The organism is Staphylococcus sp. FSL W8-0305, from assembly GCF_037966415.1.
Classification (GTDB): Bacteria; Bacillota; Bacilli; order Staphylococcales; family Staphylococcaceae; genus Staphylococcus; species Staphylococcus aureus.
The window spans coordinates 1,504,873-1,527,098 of record NZ_CP150198.1 but is presented as its reverse complement, the minus strand read 5'-3'; the positions used below and the strand labels follow the sequence as shown (position 1 = coordinate 1,527,098).

12 protein-coding genes and 4 rRNA genes are annotated in these 22,226 nt (G+C 36.2%); 13 read left to right on the top strand and 3 right to left on the bottom strand.

What is annotated here, in order from left to right:
* Positions 1-26 precede the first annotated feature (26 nt).
* The 4 genes from rrf (NST10_RS07510) to rrf (NST10_RS07495) all read left to right on the top strand — a co-directional run bounded on the left by rrf (NST10_RS07510) (position 27) and on the right by rrf (NST10_RS07495) (position 5,436).
* Positions 27-141: ribosomal RNA gene (gene rrf, locus NST10_RS07510) — 5S ribosomal RNA — on the top strand.
* Between the two features lie 210 nt (positions 142-351).
* A 16S ribosomal RNA gene (locus NST10_RS07505) occupies positions 352-1,903 on the top strand.
* A 423-nt stretch (positions 1,904-2,326) separates the two neighbouring features.
* Positions 2,327-5,249 (top strand): 23S ribosomal RNA (locus NST10_RS07500).
* A 72-nt stretch (positions 5,250-5,321) separates the two neighbouring features.
* Positions 5,322-5,436: ribosomal RNA gene (rrf, locus tag NST10_RS07495) — 5S ribosomal RNA — on the top strand.
* The 16S, 23S and 5S rRNA genes sit together here, the layout of an rRNA operon.
* 364 nt (positions 5,437-5,800) lie before the next feature.
* Here the strand turns inward: rrf (NST10_RS07495) and NST10_RS07490 are convergent.
* Positions 5,801-7,368, bottom strand: a protein-coding gene (locus NST10_RS07490) for an IS3-like element ISSau2 family transposase (protein ID WP_094409958.1) whose coding sequence is annotated in 2 segments (ribosomal slippage) — positions 5,801-6,693 and positions 6,693-7,368 — 1,569 coding nt in all. Because the reading frame shifts where the segments join, the coding sequence is not laid out codon by codon here.
* A gap of 570 nt (positions 7,369-7,938) precedes the next feature.
* Entirely contained in the window at positions 7,939-9,321 is a 1,383-nt protein-coding gene (locus NST10_RS07485) for a PLP-dependent aminotransferase family protein (protein ID WP_000799248.1), read from the bottom strand.
* 103 nt (positions 9,322-9,424) lie between these two features.
* Here NST10_RS07485 and pdxS point away from each other — a divergent pair, with 103 nt between their 5' ends.
* Complete coding sequence (pdxS, locus tag NST10_RS07480; RefSeq protein WP_000034728.1) at positions 9,425-10,312, top strand: pyridoxal 5'-phosphate synthase lyase subunit PdxS; 888 nt, start codon at positions 9,425-9,427, stop codon at positions 10,310-10,312.
* Between the two features lie 3 nt (positions 10,313-10,315).
* Positions 10,316-10,876 carry a pyridoxal 5'-phosphate synthase glutaminase subunit PdxT gene (gene pdxT, locus NST10_RS07475; RefSeq protein WP_064138212.1) on the top strand — a complete coding sequence of 187 codons (561 nt, stop codon included), beginning with the start codon at positions 10,316-10,318 and terminating at the stop codon, positions 10,874-10,876.
* A gap of 206 nt (positions 10,877-11,082) precedes the next feature.
* On the opposite strand, the gene NST10_RS07470 is transcribed toward pdxT, so the two are convergent.
* Positions 11,083-12,297 (bottom strand): NupC/NupG family nucleoside CNT transporter, encoded by a 1,215-nt coding sequence (locus NST10_RS07470; protein WP_000547794.1) that lies wholly within the window; start codon positions 12,295-12,297, stop codon positions 11,083-11,085.
* A gap of 157 nt (positions 12,298-12,454) precedes the next feature.
* Here NST10_RS07470 and NST10_RS07465 point away from each other — a divergent pair, with 157 nt between their 5' ends.
* The 7 genes from NST10_RS07465 (at position 12,455) to gltX (ending at position 21,925) form a co-directional block, all read left to right on the top strand.
* Entirely contained in the window at positions 12,455-12,916 is a 462-nt protein-coding gene (locus tag NST10_RS07465; RefSeq protein WP_000551762.1) for a CtsR family transcriptional regulator, read from the top strand.
* Between the two features lie 18 nt (positions 12,917-12,934).
* On the top strand, positions 12,935-13,501 hold the full coding sequence (locus NST10_RS07460) for a UvrB/UvrC motif-containing protein (RefSeq protein WP_000882071.1): 567 nt from the start codon (positions 12,935-12,937) through the stop codon (positions 13,499-13,501).
* On the top strand, positions 13,491-14,498 hold the full coding sequence (locus NST10_RS07455; protein ID WP_000149503.1) for a protein arginine kinase: 1,008 nt from the start codon (positions 13,491-13,493) through the stop codon (positions 14,496-14,498). The genes NST10_RS07460 and NST10_RS07455 overlap by 11 nt, the downstream gene beginning before the upstream one ends.
* Before the next feature lie 13 nt (positions 14,499-14,511).
* Entirely contained in the window at positions 14,512-16,968 is a 2,457-nt protein-coding gene (locus NST10_RS07450) for an ATP-dependent Clp protease ATP-binding subunit (protein ID WP_000897132.1), read from the top strand.
* A gap of 483 nt (positions 16,969-17,451) precedes the next feature.
* Positions 17,452-18,816 carry a DNA repair protein RadA gene (radA, locus tag NST10_RS07445; RefSeq protein WP_001085222.1) on the top strand — a complete coding sequence of 455 codons (1,365 nt, stop codon included), beginning with the start codon at positions 17,452-17,454 and terminating at the stop codon, positions 18,814-18,816.
* A gap of 24 nt (positions 18,817-18,840) precedes the next feature.
* Positions 18,841-19,914 (top strand): PIN/TRAM domain-containing protein, encoded by a 1,074-nt coding sequence (locus tag NST10_RS07440; protein ID WP_001028366.1) that lies wholly within the window; start codon positions 18,841-18,843, stop codon positions 19,912-19,914.
* Positions 19,915-20,470: 556 nt separating this feature from the next.
* Positions 20,471-21,925, top strand: a complete 1,455-nt coding sequence (gene gltX, locus NST10_RS07435) for a glutamate--tRNA ligase (RefSeq protein ID WP_001283787.1) — start codon at positions 20,471-20,473, stop codon at positions 21,923-21,925.
* Positions 21,926-22,226 lie beyond the last annotated feature (301 nt).

The window sequence follows — 22,226 nt, the reverse complement described above, 5'->3', positions numbered from 1 at the left end:
TTGAATGTATAATCTACATTCATATGTCTGGTGACTATAGCAAGGAGGTCACACCTGTTCCCATGCCGAACACAGAAGTTAAGCTCCTTAGCGTCGATGGTAGTCGAACTTACGTTCCGCTAGAGTAGAACGTTGCCAGGCAGTTTTTTAATCAAATTTTGATTAAAAAATAAAATAGACAAGATAAAAAAATTATTGACTTAAACGTTAATAAAATGTATAATTAGTTCTTGTCGGTAAGAAAATGAACATTGAAAACTGAATGACAATATGTCAACGTTAATTCCAAAAAACGTAACTATAAGTTACAAACATTATTTAGTATTTATGAGCTAATCAAACATCATAATTTTTATGGAGAGTTTGATCCTGGCTCAGGATGAACGCTGGCGGCGTGCCTAATACATGCAAGTCGAGCGAACGGACGAGAAGCTTGCTTCTCTGATGTTAGCGGCGGACGGGTGAGTAACACGTGGATAACCTACCTATAAGACTGGGATAACTTCGGGAAACCGGAGCTAATACCGGATAATATTTTGAACCGCATGGTTCAAAAGTGAAAGACGGTCTTGCTGTCACTTATAGATGGATCCGCGCTGCATTAGCTAGTTGGTAAGGTAACGGCTTACCAAGGCAACGATGCATAGCCGACCTGAGAGGGTGATCGGCCACACTGGAACTGAGACACGGTCCAGACTCCTACGGGAGGCAGCAGTAGGGAATCTTCCGCAATGGGCGAAAGCCTGACGGAGCAACGCCGCGTGAGTGATGAAGGTCTTCGGATCGTAAAACTCTGTTATTAGGGAAGAACATATGTGTAAGTAACTGTGCACATCTTGACGGTACCTAATCAGAAAGCCACGGCTAACTACGTGCCAGCAGCCGCGGTAATACGTAGGTGGCAAGCGTTATCCGGAATTATTGGGCGTAAAGCGCGCGTAGGCGGTTTTTTAAGTCTGATGTGAAAGCCCACGGCTCAACCGTGGAGGGTCATTGGAAACTGGAAAACTTGAGTGCAGAAGAGGAAAGTGGAATTCCATGTGTAGCGGTGAAATGCGCAGAGATATGGAGGAACACCAGTGGCGAAGGCGACTTTCTGGTCTGTAACTGACGCTGATGTGCGAAAGCGTGGGGATCAAACAGGATTAGATACCCTGGTAGTCCACGCCGTAAACGATGAGTGCTAAGTGTTAGGGGGTTTCCGCCCCTTAGTGCTGCAGCTAACGCATTAAGCACTCCGCCTGGGGAGTACGACCGCAAGGTTGAAACTCAAAGGAATTGACGGGGACCCGCACAAGCGGTGGAGCATGTGGTTTAATTCGAAGCAACGCGAAGAACCTTACCAAATCTTGACATCCTTTGACAACTCTAGAGATAGAGCCTTCCCCTTCGGGGGACAAAGTGACAGGTGGTGCATGGTTGTCGTCAGCTCGTGTCGTGAGATGTTGGGTTAAGTCCCGCAACGAGCGCAACCCTTAAGCTTAGTTGCCATCATTAAGTTGGGCACTCTAAGTTGACTGCCGGTGACAAACCGGAGGAAGGTGGGGATGACGTCAAATCATCATGCCCCTTATGATTTGGGCTACACACGTGCTACAATGGACAATACAAAGGGCAGCGAAACCGCGAGGTCAAGCAAATCCCATAAAGTTGTTCTCAGTTCGGATTGTAGTCTGCAACTCGACTACATGAAGCTGGAATCGCTAGTAATCGTAGATCAGCATGCTACGGTGAATACGTTCCCGGGTCTTGTACACACCGCCCGTCACACCACGAGAGTTTGTAACACCCGAAGCCGGTGGAGTAACCTTTTAGGAGCTAGCCGTCGAAGGTGGGACAAATGATTGGGGTGAAGTCGTAACAAGGTAGCCGTATCGGAAGGTGCGGCTGGATCACCTCCTTTCTAAGGATATATTCGGAACATCTTCTTCAGAAGATGCGGAATAACGTGACATATTGTATTCAGTTTTGAATGTTTATTTAACATTCAAATATTTTTTGGTTAAAGTGATATTGCTTATGCGAGCGCTTGACAATCTATTCTTTTTAAAGAAAGCGGTTGTCAGACAATGCGTTAAGAAAAATTAAAGCGGAGTTTACTTTTGTAAATGAGCATTTGATTTTTTGAAAACAAAGCAGTATGCGAGCGCTTGACTAAAAAGAAATTGTACATTGAAAACTAGATAAGTAAGTAAAATAGATTTTACCAAGCAAAACCGAGTGAATAAAGAGTTTTAAATAAGCTTGAATTCATAAGAAATAATCGCTAGTGTTCGAAAGAACACTCACAAGATTAATAACGCGTTTCCTGTAGGATGGAAACATAGATTAAGTTATTAAGGGCGCACGGTGGATGCCTTGGCACTAGAAGCCGATGAAGGACGTTACTAACGACGATATGCTTTGGGGAGCTGTAAGTAAGCTTTGATCCAGAGATTTCCGAATGGGGAAACCCAGCATGAGTTATGTCATGTTATCGATATGTGAATACATAGCATATCAGAAGGCACACCCGGAGAACTGAAACATCTTAGTACCCGGAGGAAGAGAAAGAAAATTCGATTCCCTTAGTAGCGGCGAGCGAAACGGGAAGAGCCCAAACCAACAAGCTTGCTTGTTGGGGTTGTAGGACACTCTATACGGAGTTACAAAGGACGACATTAGACGAATCATCTGGAAAGATGAATCAAAGAAGGTAATAATCCTGTAGTCGAAAATGTTGTCTCTCTTGAGTGGATCCTGAGTACGACGGAGCACGTGAAATTCCGTCGGAATCTGGGAGGACCATCTCCTAAGGCTAAATACTCTCTAGTGACCGATAGTGAACCAGTACCGTGAGGGAAAGGTGAAAAGCACCCCGGAAGGGGAGTGAAATAGAACCTGAAACCGTGTGCTTACAAGTAGTCAGAGCCCGTTAATGGGTGATGGCGTGCCTTTTGTAGAATGAACCGGCGAGTTACGATTTGATGCAAGGTTAAGCAGTAAATGTGGAGCCGTAGCGAAAGCGAGTCTGAATAGGGCGTTTAGTATTTGGTCGTAGACCCGAAACCAGGTGATCTACCCTTGGTCAGGTTGAAGTTCAGGTAACACTGAATGGAGGACCGAACCGACTTACGTTGAAAAGTGAGCGGATGAACTGAGGGTAGCGGAGAAATTCCAATCGAACCTGGAGATAGCTGGTTCTCTCCGAAATAGCTTTAGGGCTAGCCTCAAGTGATGATTATTGGAGGTAGAGCACTGTTTGGACGAGGGGCCCCTCTCGGGTTACCGAATTCAGACAAACTCCGAATGCCAATTAATTTAACTTGGGAGTCAGAACATGGGTGATAAGGTCCGTGTTCGAAAGGGAAACAGCCCAGACCACCAGCTAAGGTCCCAAAATATATGTTAAGTGGAAAAGGATGTGGCGTTGCCCAGACAACTAGGATGTTGGCTTAGAAGCAGCCATCATTTAAAGAGTGCGTAATAGCTCACTAGTCGAGTGACACTGCGCCGAAAATGTACCGGGGCTAAACATATTACCGAAGCTGTGGATTGTCCTTTGGACAATGGTAGGAGAGCGTTCTAAGGGCGTTGAAGCATGATCGTAAGGACATGTGGAGCGCTTAGAAGTGAGAATGCCGGTGTGAGTAGCGAAAGACGGGTGAGAATCCCGTCCACCGATTGACTAAGGTTTCCAGAGGAAGGCTCGTCCGCTCTGGGTTAGTCGGGTCCTAAGCTGAGGCCGACAGGCGTAGGCGATGGATAACAGGTTGATATTCCTGTACCACCTATAATCGTTTTAATCGATGGGGGGACGCAGTAGGATAGGCGAAGCGTGCGATTGGATTGCACGTCTAAGCAGTAAGGCTGAGTATTAGGCAAATCCGGTACTCATTAAGGCTGAGCTGTGATGGGGAGAAGACATTGTGTCTTCGAGTCGTTGATTTCACACTGCCGAGAAAAGCCTCTAGATAGAAAATAGGTGCCCGTACCGCAAACCGACACAGGTAGTCAAGATGAGAATTCTAAGGTGAGCGAGCGAACTCTCGTTAAGGAACTCGGCAAAATGACCCCGTAACTTCGGGAGAAGGGGTGCTCTTTAGGGTTAACGCCCAGAAGAGCCGCAGTGAATAGGCCCAAGCGACTGTTTATCAAAAACACAGGTCTCTGCTAAACCGTAAGGTGATGTATAGGGGCTGACGCCTGCCCGGTGCTGGAAGGTTAAGAGGAGTGGTTAGCTTCTGCGAAGCTACGAATCGAAGCCCCAGTAAACGGCGGCCGTAACTATAACGGTCCTAAGGTAGCGAAATTCCTTGTCGGGTAAGTTCCGACCCGCACGAAAGGCGTAACGATTTGGGCACTGTCTCAACGAGAGACTCGGTGAAATCATAGTACCTGTGAAGATGCAGGTTACCCGCGACAGGACGGAAAGACCCCGTGGAGCTTTACTGTAGCCTGATATTGAAATTCGGCACAGCTTGTACAGGATAGGTAGGAGCCTTTGAAACGTGAGCGCTAGCTTACGTGGAGGCGCTGGTGGGATACTACCCTAGCTGTGTTGGCTTTCTAACCCGCACCACTTATCGTGGTGGGAGACAGTGTCAGGCGGGCAGTTTGACTGGGGCGGTCGCCTCCTAAAAGGTAACGGAGGCGCTCAAAGGTTCCCTCAGAATGGTTGGAAATCATTCATAGAGTGTAAAGGCATAAGGGAGCTTGACTGCGAGACCTACAAGTCGAGCAGGGTCGAAAGACGGACTTAGTGATCCGGTGGTTCCGCATGGAAGGGCCATCGCTCAACGGATAAAAGCTACCCCGGGGATAACAGGCTTATCTCCCCCAAGAGTTCACATCGACGGGGAGGTTTGGCACCTCGATGTCGGCTCATCGCATCCTGGGGCTGTAGTCGGTCCCAAGGGTTGGGCTGTTCGCCCATTAAAGCGGTACGCGAGCTGGGTTCAGAACGTCGTGAGACAGTTCGGTCCCTATCCGTCGTGGGCGTAGGAAATTTGAGAGGAGCTGTCCTTAGTACGAGAGGACCGGGATGGACATACCTCTGGTGTACCAGTTGTCGTGCCAACGGCATAGCTGGGTAGCTATGTGTGGACGGGATAAGTGCTGAAAGCATCTAAGCATGAAGCCCCCCTCAAGATGAGATTTCCCAACTTCGGTTATAAGATCCCTCAAAGATGATGAGGTTAATAGGTTCGAGGTGGAAGCATGGTGACATGTGGAGCTGACGAATACTAATCGATCGAAGACTTAATCAAAATAAATGTTTTGCGAAGCAAAATCACTTTTACTTACTATCTAGTTTTGAATGTATAATCTACATTCATATGTCTGGTGACTATAGCAAGGAGGTCACACCTGTTCCCATGCCGAACACAGAAGTTAAGCTCCTTAGCGTCGATGGTAGTCGAACTTACGTTCCGCTAGAGTAGAACGTTGCCAGGCAAAAAAATGGATGCGATGAGCCGCATTGAGACCGCAAGGTCTCTTTTTTTTATGTCTAAAACGTCAAAATAAAAGTTAACACAAAGAAAAATGGCTTGGCGAAGTGAAAACGTTTGAATCTGACGAAACAAAAAAAGAGCGTAACGAGTTTAGTAGAGCTAAATGAGTAAGCGAGAGCTGAAGGAGAGGAAAGAAGCAAGCGATTGTCACAAGTCAAGAAAGGTTCTTAGCGACGATGGTAGCCAACTTACGTTCCGCTAGAGTAGAACGTTGCCAGGCAAAAAAATGGATGCGATGAGCCGCATTGAACTGCACCCAGTCTAGTAGACAATTAAATAATTAAAATTAATGGTTGGTTTTGTTGTTATACAGAATCAGCCATTTTTAATGTAATTCTTTCATGATTAAAGAAAAGAATAAAATCATGAATTGTTTTTGTAGCTTCTTCTACACTATTAAATTTAAAGTGCTTATTTCCTCTAAAAATTTCACTTTTTATTGTACCCCATACACCTTCCATTGGACCGTTATCGATACATTTGCTAACACGTGACATACTTTGAATCATGCCACATTCATCCAACATATGTTTAAATGTTTTCGATGTATATTGAAAACCTCGGTCACTATGAAATAAAATACCTTTGGTATTTTCTACTTTTTCTATCGCTTGATTGAATGTTTTAAATACTAATTGATTATTGTTAGAAGGGCCTAGCTCATAACTAACAATACGTTTAGCACCTAAGTCATAAATGGCACTCAAATATATCTTACTACCTTCTTTGATTTTAAATTCTGTTACATCTGTTAACCAAACTTTATTTGGCGTATCAATGTCAAATTGTCGATTAAGCTTATTTTCTGATGTGATTTGTGGCGTTGAACGTCGATAAGGTTTTCGCTTTTGACGTATTACTGCTTTTAAATTAAGTTCTTTCATCAAACGATAAATTCGCTTTCGGTTTACTTGTTTACCTAGTTTTAAGCGAATATAGATATAAATGCGACGATAGCCATAAATACCATTATACTTATGATAGATTGATTCTATTTCTCGCTTAAGCTGTTCATTCTCTAATTCAAGTTCACTCGATTGATAATGTACCCACTTATAATAACTCGCTCTAGAAATGCCTAAAATACGACACAAGCGTTGGATAGGGTATTGATGTTTTAACGCTTCGATCGTTTTGTATGCCGTGATTTGTTTTCTCTTTGAATCATCTCTCTTTCCAATGCTTGAAACTTTTTTAAAACGTCATTTTCCATCTCTAATAATCGATTTTGTGCTTTTAATGCTTGAATTTCAGCTTCTTTTTGTTCTTCTGGCGTCATCATAGATTTGGGTTTTCCTTTGCCTCTGCCATCTACTAATCCATTTTTACCATGTGCTTGATACTTATGAACCCACTGGTAAATTTGACCGTATGAGATATTAAAGTGTTCTGCAACTTCTCTATAAGATTGTTTATGATTCAAGTAATATTCAACAATTGTTACACGTTCTTCAAATGTGGTTTTTCTTGCTTTCATGATATACACCCCAGTTTTAGGAGATTGATTCTTAATCTCTTTTCCTACAGTATACATTTTTATCCAATTTTTGACTTGTGTCGAACTACGAATATTGTATTTGATTGCGATGTCTTGGGTTGATTGATTTGAATTCAAATATTCATTTACAACTTTTAATTTTAGTTCCTTTGAATAGTGATTGTATTGTTTTTGTGTAAGTAGTGTTTCAATACCATGGGTTTTATAATATTTATACTTAGGATACAAAGTATTGACATTAATATCTAATTGTAATGTATCGATTAAGTATTGAAACGACACGCCTTTTTCATATTCTTGAAACATATATAGCAGTACATCTATGTCTACTTTAGGTTTTATTGACATAAATAAAGCTCCCTTCAAAGTTTTCATTTTTTCAATGTCTACTTTGAAGGGAGCATTTCACATTGAGACCGCAAGGTCTCTTTTTTTTTATGTCTAAAACGTCAAAATAAAAGTTAACACAAAGAAAAATGGCTTGGCGAAGTGAAAACGTTTGAATCTGACGAAACAAGAAAAGAGCGTAACGAGTTTAGTAGAGCTAAATGAGTAAGCGAGAGCCGAAGGAGAGGAAAGAAGCAAGCGATTGTCACAAGTCAAGAAAGGTTCTTAGCGACGATGGTAGCCAACTTACGTTCCGCTAGAGTAGAACGTTGCCAGGCAAAAAAATGGATGCGATGAGCCGCATTGAGTTTTGGAAATGATAATTTAATAATGTGCATTTTCGATTGTCTAAATCTGTAACTAGAAGTATAAGTGAAGACATTCAGAAGTATTATAGAAAGTGAACAGCAGTAAGATAGTTTTTAATCATAAATCATCTTACTGCTGTTTTTAGGTTTTATGTTTAATATCTTTTAAATCGAGATACAAAAAGGAAATTAATTATTATACAATAGACAAGCTATTGCATAAGTAACACTAACTTTTGTCAAAGAAGTGTTACTTTATAATTAATGATTTTATTAGAGCGTCTACATGCGGTTTTAAAGCATCATCGTCTATACCGCCAAAGCCTAATATAAATTTAGGGGTTTTCTTATAGTCTTGGTCATCATCAAAATTATAAACTTGTAATTTTAACTTTACTTTATTTGCTCTATCAAGACACTCTTGTAATGTTAATCCATTTTTTACTGTAATTGTAAAATGCATACCTGTTTCAGCACCTTGAATATCAAGTTGCTCTTTGTATGGTTTTAATCTTTTTAAAATATAGGTTAGTTTTCTACGATAAATTCGTCTCATTTTATTTAAATGCCTTTCAAAACCACCGGAAGATATAAACGTTGCAATAAGGTTTTGCATATGAACAGGTACAGTGTTGCCTTCAATGTGATTTTGAGAATGATATTTTTTCATTATAGAATAGGGTAACACCATATATGCAACACGACAGCTAGGAAAAATAGACTTTGAAAATGTACTGATATAAATCACTTTTTCTCCTCTTGAATATAGACCTTGAATTGCTGGAATAGGTTTACCGAAATATCTAAACTCGGAATCATAATCATCTTCTATAATAAATCGTTCTTCTTTTTCTTGAGCCCATTGTATTAATTGAGTTCGTTTTTTTAAATCCATTACATATCCAGTTGGAAATTGATGGGAAGGCGTTATATATACTATATTTTTTTGTGATTTAATAACTTCATCTACGTTTATTCCATTATCTTCAACTTCAATTTGTTCATATTCAACTTGTTTTTTATCTAAAATATTTTTGATTGGTGGATAACTAGGTTTTTCGATAATAAACGTTGAAGTATAAAGTAAATCGACTAATTGATTTACTAATTGTTCGGTAGATGAACCAATTATAATTTGATTAGGATCACAAATTACGCCACGATTAGTAAATAAATAAAATGCCAGTTGAAACCGCAAATGTAATTCTCCTTGAAAGTGTCCTCTACGTAATTGATTTAAATGATTTGTATCATAAAGATCTTTGGAATACTTTCTGAAAAGTTCTATAGGGAAATGTTTCGTATCTATTTCATCCAAATTAAAAGCATAATCATAAGCTTCATCACTCGCTTTTGGTTTATATGAATCATCATCAAAAAGAGAAGGGATAGGTTGATTGTTTAAAATTGTTAAAGATTCAATTTCGGACACAAAATATCCAGAGCGAGGTCTTGAATAAATGTAACCTTCATCTAATAGAAGTTGATATGCATGTTCTACGGTTGTTTGGCTGATAGATAAATGTTTGCTTAATTGTCTTTTAGAATAAAATTTATCACCTTCTTTAAATTGACCTTCAATTATTTGTTTTTTTAATTTTTCATAAAGTTGATGGTATAAAGTGTTTTTCAATTTTATAACTGACCTCCTAAATTTGTCTTATTTTGTACCTTTTTAAATATCAGTTTATACATTACAATGTATTTAATCAACTTGAAAAGGGGTTTTATGTATAATGAGTAAAATTATTGGATCAGACAGAGTCAAAAGAGGTATGGCTGAAATGCAAAAAGGCGGCGTTATTATGGATGTCGTTAATGCTGAGCAAGCAAGAATTGCAGAAGAAGCTGGCGCGGTAGCAGTTATGGCATTAGAACGAGTACCTTCTGATATTAGAGCTGCTGGTGGCGTTGCACGTATGGCAAACCCTAAAATTGTAGAAGAAGTAATGAATGCTGTTTCTATTCCAGTCATGGCTAAAGCACGTATTGGTCATATCACTGAAGCAAGAGTATTAGAGGCGATGGGTGTTGACTATATTGATGAATCAGAAGTGTTAACACCAGCAGATGAGGAATATCACTTAAGAAAAGATCAATTTACAGTACCATTTGTATGTGGATGTCGTAATTTAGGTGAAGCTGCGCGTAGAATTGGTGAAGGTGCTGCTATGTTACGTACTAAAGGTGAACCAGGTACAGGTAATATTGTTGAAGCTGTAAGACATATGAGACAAGTTAATTCAGAAGTTAGTCGATTGACTGTAATGAATGATGATGAGATTATGACTTTCGCGAAAGATATCGGTGCGCCTTATGAAATTTTAAAACAAATTAAAGACAATGGTCGTTTACCGGTAGTTAACTTTGCAGCTGGTGGCGTTGCGACTCCTCAAGATGCTGCTTTAATGATGGAATTAGGTGCCGATGGTGTATTCGTTGGATCAGGTATTTTTAAATCAGAAGATCCAGAAAAATTTGCTAAAGCAATTGTTCAAGCAACAACACATTACCAAGACTATGAACTAATTGGAAGATTAGCAAGTGAACTTGGCACTGCTATGAAAGGTTTAGATATCAATCAATTATCATTAGAAGAACGTATGCAAGAGCGTGGTTGGTAAGATATGAAAATAGGTGTATTAGCATTACAAGGTGCAGTATGTGAACATATTAGACATATTGAATTAAGTGGTCATGAAGGTATTGCAGTTAAAAAAGTTGAACAATTAGAAGAAATCGAGGGCTTAATATTACCTGGTGGCGAGTCTACAACGTTACGTCGATTAATGAATTTATATGGATTTAAAGAGGCTTTACAAAATTCAACTTTACCTATGTTTGGTACATGCGCAGGATTAATAGTTCTAGCGCAAGATATAGTTGGTGAAGAAGGATACCTTAACAAGTTGAATATTACTGTACAACGAAACTCATTCGGTAGACAAGTTGACAGCTTTGAAACAGAATTAGATATTAAAGGTATCGCTACAGATATTGAAGGTGTCTTTATAAGAGCGCCACATATTGAAAAAGTAGGTCAAGGCGTAGATATCCTATGTAAGGTTAATGAGAAAATTGTAGCTGTCCAGCAAGGTAAATATTTAGGCGTATCATTCCATCCTGAATTAACAGATGACTATAGAGTAACTGATTACTTTATTAATCATATTGTAAAAAAAGCATAGCTTAATGTATGCTAAATCAACGAATTATTGATATTTATAGATTTGTTGAGAAGAAAATTACTCCTTCAAACTTAGCTTTGGAGGAGTTATTTTTTATGTCAAAATTAAAAATGATAAAAGATAAAGATATACATAAGAAAAAACCCTTCAAAGAGACTGAGAATAGTCAAAATTTTGAAGGGGTTAATTCGATGTTGATGTATTTGTTAAATAAAGAATCCAGCGATTGCAGCTGAAATGAAAGATACTAGTGTTGCACCGAATAATAATTTCAAACCAAAGCGGGCAACTGTATCTCCTTTTTTGTCATTAAGTGATTTAATCGCACCTGAAATAATACCAATAGAGCTAAAGTTAGCAAATGATACTAAGAATACAGATGTAACACCTTTTGCGTGTTCAGATAAATCACTAAGTTTACCAAGTGCTTGCATTGCTACAAATTCGTTAGATAATAGTTTTGTTGCCATAACTGAACCGGCTTGAACTGCATCTTGCCATGGCACACCTACTAAGAATGCAAATGGTGCAAAGACAAAACCAATTAATGTTTGGAAATCCCAAGAAATAGCGCCACCTGAAACTGTACTAAAGATATTGCTTACAATTCCATTTAATAGAGCGATAATGGCAATGTAACCGATTAGCATTGCGCCTACAATGACAGCTACTTTAAATCCATCTAAAATATATTCTCCTAGCATTTCAAAGAATGATTGTTGTCTTTCTTCAGTTTCTTCAACTAATAATTTGTCATCTTCTTCATTAACTTTATAAGGGTTAATAATTGAAGCGATGATAAAACCACCAAATAAGTTTAAGACAACAGCCGTTACAACATATTTAGGTTCAATTAAGGTAAAGTATGCACCGATAATTGAAGCAGAAACAGTCGACATTGCTGAAGCTGTTAATGTGTATAAACGTTGCTTAGGTATGTATGGTAATTGTTTTTTAATTGAAATAAATACTTCAGATTGTCCCAAAATTGCTGCAGCAACTGCATTGTATGATTCTAAACGTCCCATACCATTAATTTTAGAAATTAAGAATCCTAAAACATTAATGATTAAAGGTAAAATCTTTGTGTATTGAAGGATACCGATAATCGCTGAAATAAATACGATAGGTAATAATACACTGAAGAAGAATGGTGGTTGCTTAGGATCGATATATTGAATACCACCGAATACAAAGTTAACACCATCTGCAGCTTTTAATAATAAGTAGTTAAAACCGTTCGAAATACCACCAATAACCTTGATTCCCATTGTAGTTTTAAGCAAGATAAATGCAAAGATAAGCTGAATTGCAAGTAAAATTCCTACATATTTCCAGCGAATATTTTTCCTGTCTGAGCTAAATAGAAACGCAAGTGCTAAAAAGAAGATAATTCCGATAATCCCAATTAGAATATGCATATATTTCTCATTCCTTTAGTTTTTTCTACAATCTATCATACAATAAAATGGAAGGGCTAACATCATAAATTTTTGAAAATATAAAAACAAATTAATTGAAAAAGGTCAAAATAGGTCATATAATATAGTCAAAGAAGGTCAAAAAGGGGTGATATACATGCACAATATGTCTGACATCATAGAACAATACATCAAACGTTTATTTGAAGAGTCGAATGAGGATGTCGTTGAAATTCAGAGAGCGAATATCGCACAGCGTTTTGATTGCGTACCATCACAGTTAAACTATGTAATCAAAACACGATTCACTAATGAACATGGTTATGAAATCGAAAGTAAACGTGGTGGTGGTGGTTACATCCGAATCACTAAAATTGAAAATAAAGATGCAACAGGTTATATTAATCATTTGCTTCAGCTGATTGGACCTTCTATTTCTCAACAACAAGCTTATTATATTATTGATGGGCTTTTAGATAAAATGTTAATAAATGAACGTGAAGCTAAAATGATTCAAGCAGTTATTGATAGAGAAACGCTATCAATGGATATGGTTTCTAGAGATATTATTAGAGCAAATATTTTAAAACGTTTGTTACCAGTTATAAATTATTACTAAATGAAATGAGGTGTTGAAGTGCTTTGTGAAAATTGTCAACTTAATGAAGCGGAATTAAAAGTTAAAGTTACAAGTAAAAATAAAACAGAAGAAAAAATGGTGTGTCAAACTTGTGCTGAGGGGCACCATCCGTGGAATCAAGCTAATGAACAACCTGAATATCAAGAACATCAAGATAATTTCGAAGAAGCATTTGTTGTTAAGCAAATTTTACAACATTTAGCTACGAAACATGGCATCAATTTTCAAGAAGTAGCGTTTAAAGAAGAAAAACGTTGCCCATCATGTCACATGACTTTGAAAGATATTGCACATGTTGGTAAATTTGGGTGTGCTAATTGTTATGCAACATTTAAAGATGACATCATTGATATCGTCCGCAGAGTTCAAGGTGGACAATTTGAGCACGTTGGAAAGACACCACATTCTTCACATAAAAAGATAGCTTTAAAGCGAAAAATCGAAGAAAAGAATGAATATTTGAAAAAACTTGTTGAAATCCAAGATTTTGAGGAAGCAGCCATTGTTAGAGATGAAATTAAAGCACTAAAAGCTGAGAGTGAGGTGCAACATGATGACGCATAATATTCATGATAATATCAGCCAATGGATGAAAAGTAATGAAGAAACACCAATTGTTATGTCTTCTAGAATTCGGTTAGCGCGTAATTTAGAAAATCATGTGCATCCACTAATGTATGCTACTGAAAATGATGGATTTAGAGTTATAAATGAGGTACAAGATGCCTTGCCAAATTTTGAATTAATGCGTCTTGATCAAATGGATCAACAAAGTAAAATGAAAATGGTTGCAAAGCATTTGATTAGCCCTGAACTAATAAAACAACCAGCAGCCGCAGTATTAGTGAATGATGATGAATCTTTAAGTGTCATGATAAATGAAGAGGACCATATTCGTATTCAAGCTATGGGAACTGACACGACATTACAGGCTTTATATAATCAAGCTTCATCAATTGATGATGAATTAGATCGAAGCCTTGATATAAGTTATGATGAACAACTTGGTTATTTAACTACATGTCCTACCAATATAGGTACTGGTATGAGAGCAAGCGTGATGCTACATTTACCAGGTCTATCTATTATGAAAAGAATGACACGGATTGCTCAAACCATTAATCGTTTTGGATATACAATCAGAGGTATTTACGGTGAAGGTTCGCAAGTTTATGGACATACTTATCAAGTATCCAACCAACTTACACTTGGTAAATCTGAGTTAGAAATCATAGAAACATTAACAGAAGTTGTTAATCAAATCATTCATGAAGAAAAACAAATACGACAAAAGTTAGACACTTATAATCAACTAGAAACACAAGACCGTGTTTTTCGCTCGCTAGGTATTTTACAAAACTGTAGAATGATAACTATGGAAGAGGCTTCTTATAGATTAAGCGAAGTTAAACTTGGTATAGATTTAAATTACATTGAATTACAAAACTTTAAATTTAATGAATTGATGGTAGCTATACAGTCACCATTTTTATTAGATGAAGAAGATGACAAATCTGTAAAAGAAAAACGAGCAGATATACTAAGAGAACATATAAAGTAGGAGGTCATTATTTATGTTATTTGGTAGATTAACTGAACGTGCACAGCGCGTATTAGCACATGCACAAGAAGAAGCAATTCGTTTAAATCATTCAAATATAGGAACAGAACACCTATTATTGGGGTTAATGAAAGAACCTGAAGGAATTGCTGCAAAAGTATTAGAAAGTTTTAATATCACTGAAGATAAAGTAATTGAAGAAGTTGAAAAATTAATCGGACATGGTCAAGATCATGTTGGTACATTGCATTATACACCTAGAGCTAAAAAAGTCATTGAATTATCGATGGATGAAGCTAGAAAATTACATCACAATTTTGTTGGAACGGAACATATTTTATTAGGCTTGATTCGTGAGAATGAAGGTGTTGCAGCAAGAGTTTTTGCAAATCTAGATTTAAATATTACTAAAGCACGTGCACAAGTTGTGAAAGCTTTAGGAAACCCTGAAATGAGTAATAAAAATGCACAAGCTAGTAAGTCAAATAATACTCCAACTTTAGATAGTTTAGCTCGTGACTTAACAGTCATTGCCAAAGACGGTACATTAGATCCTGTTATAGGACGTGATAAAGAAATTACACGTGTAATTGAAGTATTAAGTAGACGTACGAAAAACAATCCTGTGCTTATTGGAGAGCCAGGTGTTGGTAAAACTGCTATTGCTGAAGGTTTAGCGCAAGCCATAGTGAATAATGAGGTACCAGAGACATTAAAAGATAAGCGTGTTATGTCTTTAGATATGGGAACAGTAGTTGCAGGTACTAAATATCGTGGTGAATTTGAAGAGCGTCTGAAAAAGGTTATGGAAGAAATCCAACAAGCAGGTAATGTCATCCTATTTATTGATGAATTGCATACTTTAGTTGGTGCTGGTGGTGCTGAAGGTGCTATCGATGCTTCGAATATTTTGAAACCGGCATTAGCACGTGGTGAATTACAATGTATTGGTGCTACTACATTAGATGAATATCGCAAAAATATTGAAAAAGACGCGGCTTTAGAACGTCGTTTCCAACCTGTACAAGTTGATGAACCTTCAGTAGTAGATACAGTTGCTATTTTAAAAGGATTAAGAGATCGTTACGAAGCACACCATCGTATTAATATTTCAGACGAAGCTATTGAAGCAGCTGTTAAATTAAGTAACAGATATGTTTCAGATCGTTTCTTACCAGATAAAGCAATTGATTTAATTGATGAAGCAAGTTCTAAAGTAAGACTTAAGAGTCATACGACACCTAATAATTTAAAAGAAATTGAACAAGAAATTGAAAAAGTTAAAAATGAAAAAGATGCCGCAGTACATGCTCAAGAGTTTGAAAATGCTGCTAATCTGCGTGATAAACAAACAAAACTTGAAAAGCAATATGAAGAAGCTAAAAATGAATGGAAGAACGCACAAAATGGCATGTCAACTTCATTGTCAGAAGAAGATATTGCTGAAGTCATTGCAGGATGGACAGGTATCCCATTAACTAAAATCAACGAAACAGAATCTGAAAAACTTCTTAGTCTAGAAGATACATTACATGAGAGAGTTATTGGGCAAAAAGATGCTGTTAATTCAATCAGTAAAGCGGTTAGACGTGCCCGTGCAGGGTTAAAAGATCCTAAACGACCAATTGGTAGCTTTATCTTCCTTGGACCAACTGGTGTTGGTAAAACTGAATTAGCTAGAGCTTTAGCTGAATCAATGTTTGGCGATGATGATGCGATGATCCGTGTAGACATGAGTGAATTTATGGAAAAACACGCAGTGAGCCGATTAGTTGGTGCTCCTCCAGGATATGTTGGTCATGATGATGGTGGACAATTAACTGAAAAAGTTAGACGTAAACCATATTCTGTAATTTTATTTGATGAAATTGAAAAAGCACATCCAGATGTATTTAATATTCTATTACAAGTTTTAGATGACGGACATTTGACAGATACAAAAGGACGTACAGTTGATTTCAGAAATACAATTATCATAATGACATCAAACGTTGGAGCACAAGAATTACAAGATCAACGATTTGCTGGATTCGGTGGTTCAAGTGATGGACAAGATTATGAAACAATTCGAAAAACGATGTTAAAAGAATTAAAAAATTCATTCCGTCCAGAATTTTTAAACCGTGTAGATGATATCATTGTATTCCATAAACTAACAAAAGAAGAATTAAAAGAAATTGTAACTATGATGGTTAATAAATTAACAAATCGATTATCCGAACAAAACATAAATATTATTGTTACTGATAAAGCGAAAGATAAAATCGCAGAAGAAGGATATGATCCAGAATATGGTGCAAGACCATTAATTAGAGCGATACAAAAAACTATCGAAGATAATTTAAGTGAATTAATATTAGATGGTAATCAAATTGAAGGTAAGAAAGTTACAGTAGATCATGATGGTAAAGAGTTTAAATATGACATTGCTGAACAAACTTCAGAAACTAAAACACCATCGCAAGCATAATTATAAAACAGTCCAAAACAAATTAAAGTTTTGGGCTGTTTTTTAGTAGCATTGAACTATAGAAATTCGTGAAAGTATCCACCAACGAAACAACCTAATAAAATAATCATCAAAGGATAGTTAAGAATTATATGAAACAAGTTAATGAGCATACAGCGATAGTAAAAAGGTATGAATTTTTATAAAGGTTTTTTGTTTGAAGATACTAGCAACTTACGTCAAAATAAAATAGGTCTATATAATATTGTGATAAATCTAGAGAAAAGAGTTTACTAAGAAATTATTAAGATTTTATCTTTGAAAGATACCTACTATCAACATGATGTAAGTTTATTTTATAATATTCATAAAAAATAAATATGATAAAACAGTTTGCGTTAGTAGTCATGTTAAAATACAAACAAATGTAACTCACATTTAATTTGTCATAATGGGAATGTGCGTTTAAAATAGATTTGTTCAAAGGAAAGTGGAGGTGCAATTTTGGCCAAGAAAAAAGTGATTTTTGAATGTATGGCTTGTGGTTATCAATCTCCTAAATGGATGGGGAAATGTCCTAATTGTGGCGCTTGGAATCAAATGGAGGAAATTGTTGAAAAAGCAGCCAATCCTAAACATGGAGTGAAAACCAAGGAATTAGTAGGTAAAGTACAAAAATTAAATAGTATTAAACATGAAACAACGCCGAGAGTGTTAACAGATTCAGCAGAATTTAACCGTGTATTAGGTGGAGGTATTGTGAGCGGATCGTTAGTACTTATTGGTGGGGATCCAGGTATTGGTAAGTCAACGTTACTTTTACAAATTTGTGCATCGTTATCTCAAAAGAAAAAAGTACTATATATTACTGGAGAAGAATCGCTTAGTCAGACTAAATTACGTGCAGAGCGATTAGATGAAGATTCAAGTGAATTGCAAGTATTAGCTGAAACAGATCTTGAAGTTATTTATCAAACAGTAAAAGAGGAACAACCTGATTTACTAGTAGTGGATTCGATTCAAACAATATATCATCCTGAAATCAGCTCTGCGCCAGGTTCTGTTTCACAAGTTCGTGAAAGTACACAAAGTTTAATGAATATTGCTAAACAAATGAACATTGCAACTTTTATAGTGGGTCATGTAACGAAAGAAGGTCAAATTGCTGGCCCAAGATTGCTAGAACACATGGTTGATACTGTACTTTATTTTGAAGGCGATGAACACCACGCATATCGAATTTTGCGAGCTGTTAAAAACCGTTTTGGTTCAACGAATGAAATGGGAATCTTCGAAATGAAGCAAAGTGGATTAAAAGGTGTAAATAATCCATCTGAAATGTTTTTAGAAGAACGTTCAACAAATGTTCCAGGTTCAACAATTGTTGCAACCATGGAGGGAACTAGACCACTTTTAATAGAAGTTCAAGCGCTGGTAACTCCAACGACTTTTAACAATCCGAGACGAATGGCAACAGGGATTGATCACAATCGATTAAGTTTGTTGATGGCTGTTTTGGAAAAGAAAGAAAATTATCTATTACAACAACAAGATGCTTATATCAAAGTAGCTGGCGGTGTAAAGTTAACGGAGCCAGCAGTTGATTTAAGTGTAATTGTAGCAACTGCGTCTAGCTTTAAAGATAAAGCTGTCGACGGATTAGATTGCTATATTGGAGAAGTTGGTTTAACAGGTGAGGTACGTCGTGTATCTCGGATAGAACAACGCGTGCAAGAGGCTGCAAAACTAGGTTTCAAACGTGTAATTATTCCTAAAAATAATATAGGCGGATGGACATATCCTGAAGGTATACAAGTAATAGGTGTAACTACTGTACATGAAGCATTGTCGTTTGCTCTTCATTCATAAAACATCAAGAAAGGAGGACATTGTGTGAATATCGTTAAACTAATGGTTATTATTATTTACTTAATTATTGGGAGCGCATTAGGAATAATTATTATTCCTGAAATTGCAAATGATCTTGGATTACAAAACTCCAGCTTTTTAAAAAATCACTATGTAGATGGCATTATCGGTAGTATTTTTATGTTCTTAATTTTTGGTGTATTTATTAGACGAGTTACTAACGCTATAATAGGTTTAGAACATTTTATTATGCGTAGAAGTGCTGTTGAAATACTATTCGCAACAATAGGTTTAATAATCGGATTACTTATTTCTGTTATGGTGTCGTTTATATTGGAATCAATTGGCAACTCTATTTTTAATCATTTCATTCCTGTCATAATTACGATATTACTATGTTATTTCGGTTTCCAATTTGGCCTTAAAAAACGAGATGAAATGTTAATGTTTTTACCTGAGAATATAGCGCGTTCCATGTCACAACATACTAAAAGTGCTACACCAAAAATTATCGACACAAGCGCAATTATTGATGGTCGTATTTTAGAAGTCATTCGTTGCGGTTTTATCGATGGCAATATTTTAATTCCACAAGGTGTTATTAATGAATTACAAATTGTTGCAGATTCAAATGACAGTGTTAAACGTGAAAAGGGTAAAAGAGGCTTAGATATCTTAAATGAATTGTATGATTTAGACTATCCTACAAAGGTTATACATCCAACTAAAACACATAGTGATATTGATACAATGCTATTAAAACTAGCAAAACAATATCATGCAAGTATTATTACAACAGATTTCAACCTAAATAAAGTATGTCATGTACATGGTATCAAAGCATTAAATGTTAATGATTTATCAGAAGCAATCAAACCTAATGTACATCAAGGTGATCAACTTCATATTTTACTGACAAAAATGGGTAAAGAGCCTGGTCAAGCAGTAGGATATCTAGATGATGGTACGATGGTAGTTGTTGATAATGCTAAAAATCTTATTGGCAGTCATGTCAATTTAGAAGTAGTGAGCTTATTGCAAACATCTTCAGGAAGAATTGTTTTTGCTAAAAAAATCGAAGATACAGTATCATTATAAAAACTGTAGTTGACGGAAACAAAATAGATATTAAAAGGTATATGAAATGGCGAAGTTTGTAATTTGAAGTATAACTATAAATAAATACAAAACATATCAGTTATCAAAAAATACAAATAGTGCTAACATATCATTGAAACAAGTTCATTAAGTGTTAAATTTTAGATATTAATAAAGTTATTCTTATAGCAATCAAGACATACAAAATTAGAATCAATTTTAACGTATTTGAATAGTTAATTTGAAGTTTAATTTTACAGTACATAATATTCATTTTTAAGTCGTTGAAATGCGTATGTAGTGCAGTCTTGATTCTTAGGGATAGCTTTTTTAAAGTGTTGAAAAAACAACTGCTTTCTATTTAAAATTTAAGCATATTACCCAGGGAATTATGTTATGATTAAACAATGAAATTATTTTAAGGTCATGTTAAAAAGCATTGTTTCGTTTTAACAATAAGACGAGTTACACATTTGTTATGACGGTCGAAGATAGCAAATGAACAATTTATATGAACTAACTTGAAAATCTGATATTTAATTTAGGAGTGAAAAAAATGAGCGATCGTATAAGAGTAAGATATGCACCAAGTCCAACTGGTTATCTTCATATTGGTAATGCAAGAACAGCATTATTCAATTACTTGTATGCTAAACATTACAACGGAGATTTTGTGATTCGAATTGAAGATACTGATAAAAAACGTAATTTAGAAGATGGAGAAACATCACAATTTGATAATCTTAAATGGTTAGGATTAGATTGGGATGAGTCTGTAGATAAAGACAATGGCTACGGACCATATCGTCAATCTGAACGTCAACATATCTACCAACCATTAATAGATCAGTTACTAGCAGAAGATAAAGCATATAAATGCTATATGACAGAAGAAGAATTAGAAGCTGAACGTGAAGCGCAAATCGCTCGTGGTGAAATGCCTCGCTATGGTGGTCAACATGCGCATTTGACTGAAGAACAACGTCAACAATTTGAAGCAGAAGGACGCCAACCATCAATTCGTTTCCGAGTACCTCAAAATCAAACGTATTCATTTGATGATATGGTTAAAGGGAATATTTCATTTGATTCAAATGGTATTGGTGACTGGGTTATCGTTAAAAAAGATGGCATTCCAACGTACAATTTTGCAGTAGCTATAGATGATCATTACATGGAAATTTCAGATGTCATTCGTGGTGATGATCATATTTCAAACACGCCTAAACAAATTATGATTTATGAAGCATTTGGCTGGGAGCCACCTCGTTTTGGTCATATGTCATTAATTGTTAATGAAGAACGTAAAAAGTTAAGTAAACGTGATGGGCAAATTTTACAATTTATTGAGCAATATCGTGACTTAGGTTATTTACCTGAAGCGTTATTTAATTTTATTGCGTTATTAGGTTGGTCTCCTGAAGGTGAAGAAGAAATCTTTTCTAAAGAAGAATTTATCAAAATCTTTGATGAAAAGCGTTTATCAAAATCACCAGCATTTTTCGATAAGCAAAAATTAGCATGGGTTAATAACCAATATATGAAACAAAAAGATACTGAAACAGTATTCCAATTAGCATTACCTCATTTAATTAAAGCGAATTTGATTCCTGAGGTGCCGTCAGAAGAGGATTTATCTTGGGGACGCAAATTAATTGCGCTTTATCAAAAAGAAATGAGTTATGCCGGTGAAATTGTACCTTTATCAGAAATGTTCTTTAAAGAAATGCCAGCTCTTGGTGAGGAAGAACAACAAGTGATCAATGGAGAGCAAGTACCAGAGTTAATGACGCACTTATTCAGTAAATTAGAAGCACTTGAACCATTTGAAGCGGCTGAAATTAAAAAGACAATTAAAGAAGTTCAAAAAGAAACAGGAATAAAAGGCAAGCAATTATTTATGCCTATTCGTGTTGCTGTAACAGGCCAAATGCATGGTCCTGAATTACCAAATACAATTGAAGTACTTGGTAAAGAAAAAGTGCTAAACCGTTTAAAACAATATAAGTAATGAAATAGACAAGATCAAGGTAGTATATACTTGAATTTTATAACGTAACCACATATGATAAAGTTGTATTAACAAATTACAACAATATGAATAGAGTACTTTATATAAAACGAAGGATTAGTAATTAAATTTATACGATGCAGAGAGTGTACGGTTGCTGTGAGTACAACGTAGAAATTAATGAATGCACCTTCGTAAAATGAATTAAATATATAATGAGAGTGATGAGCATTAAGTTGACTTAGTTTCCTTGATAATTTGGAAGCGCCCGCAATTTTATTAATGTAATTCGCTAAATTCA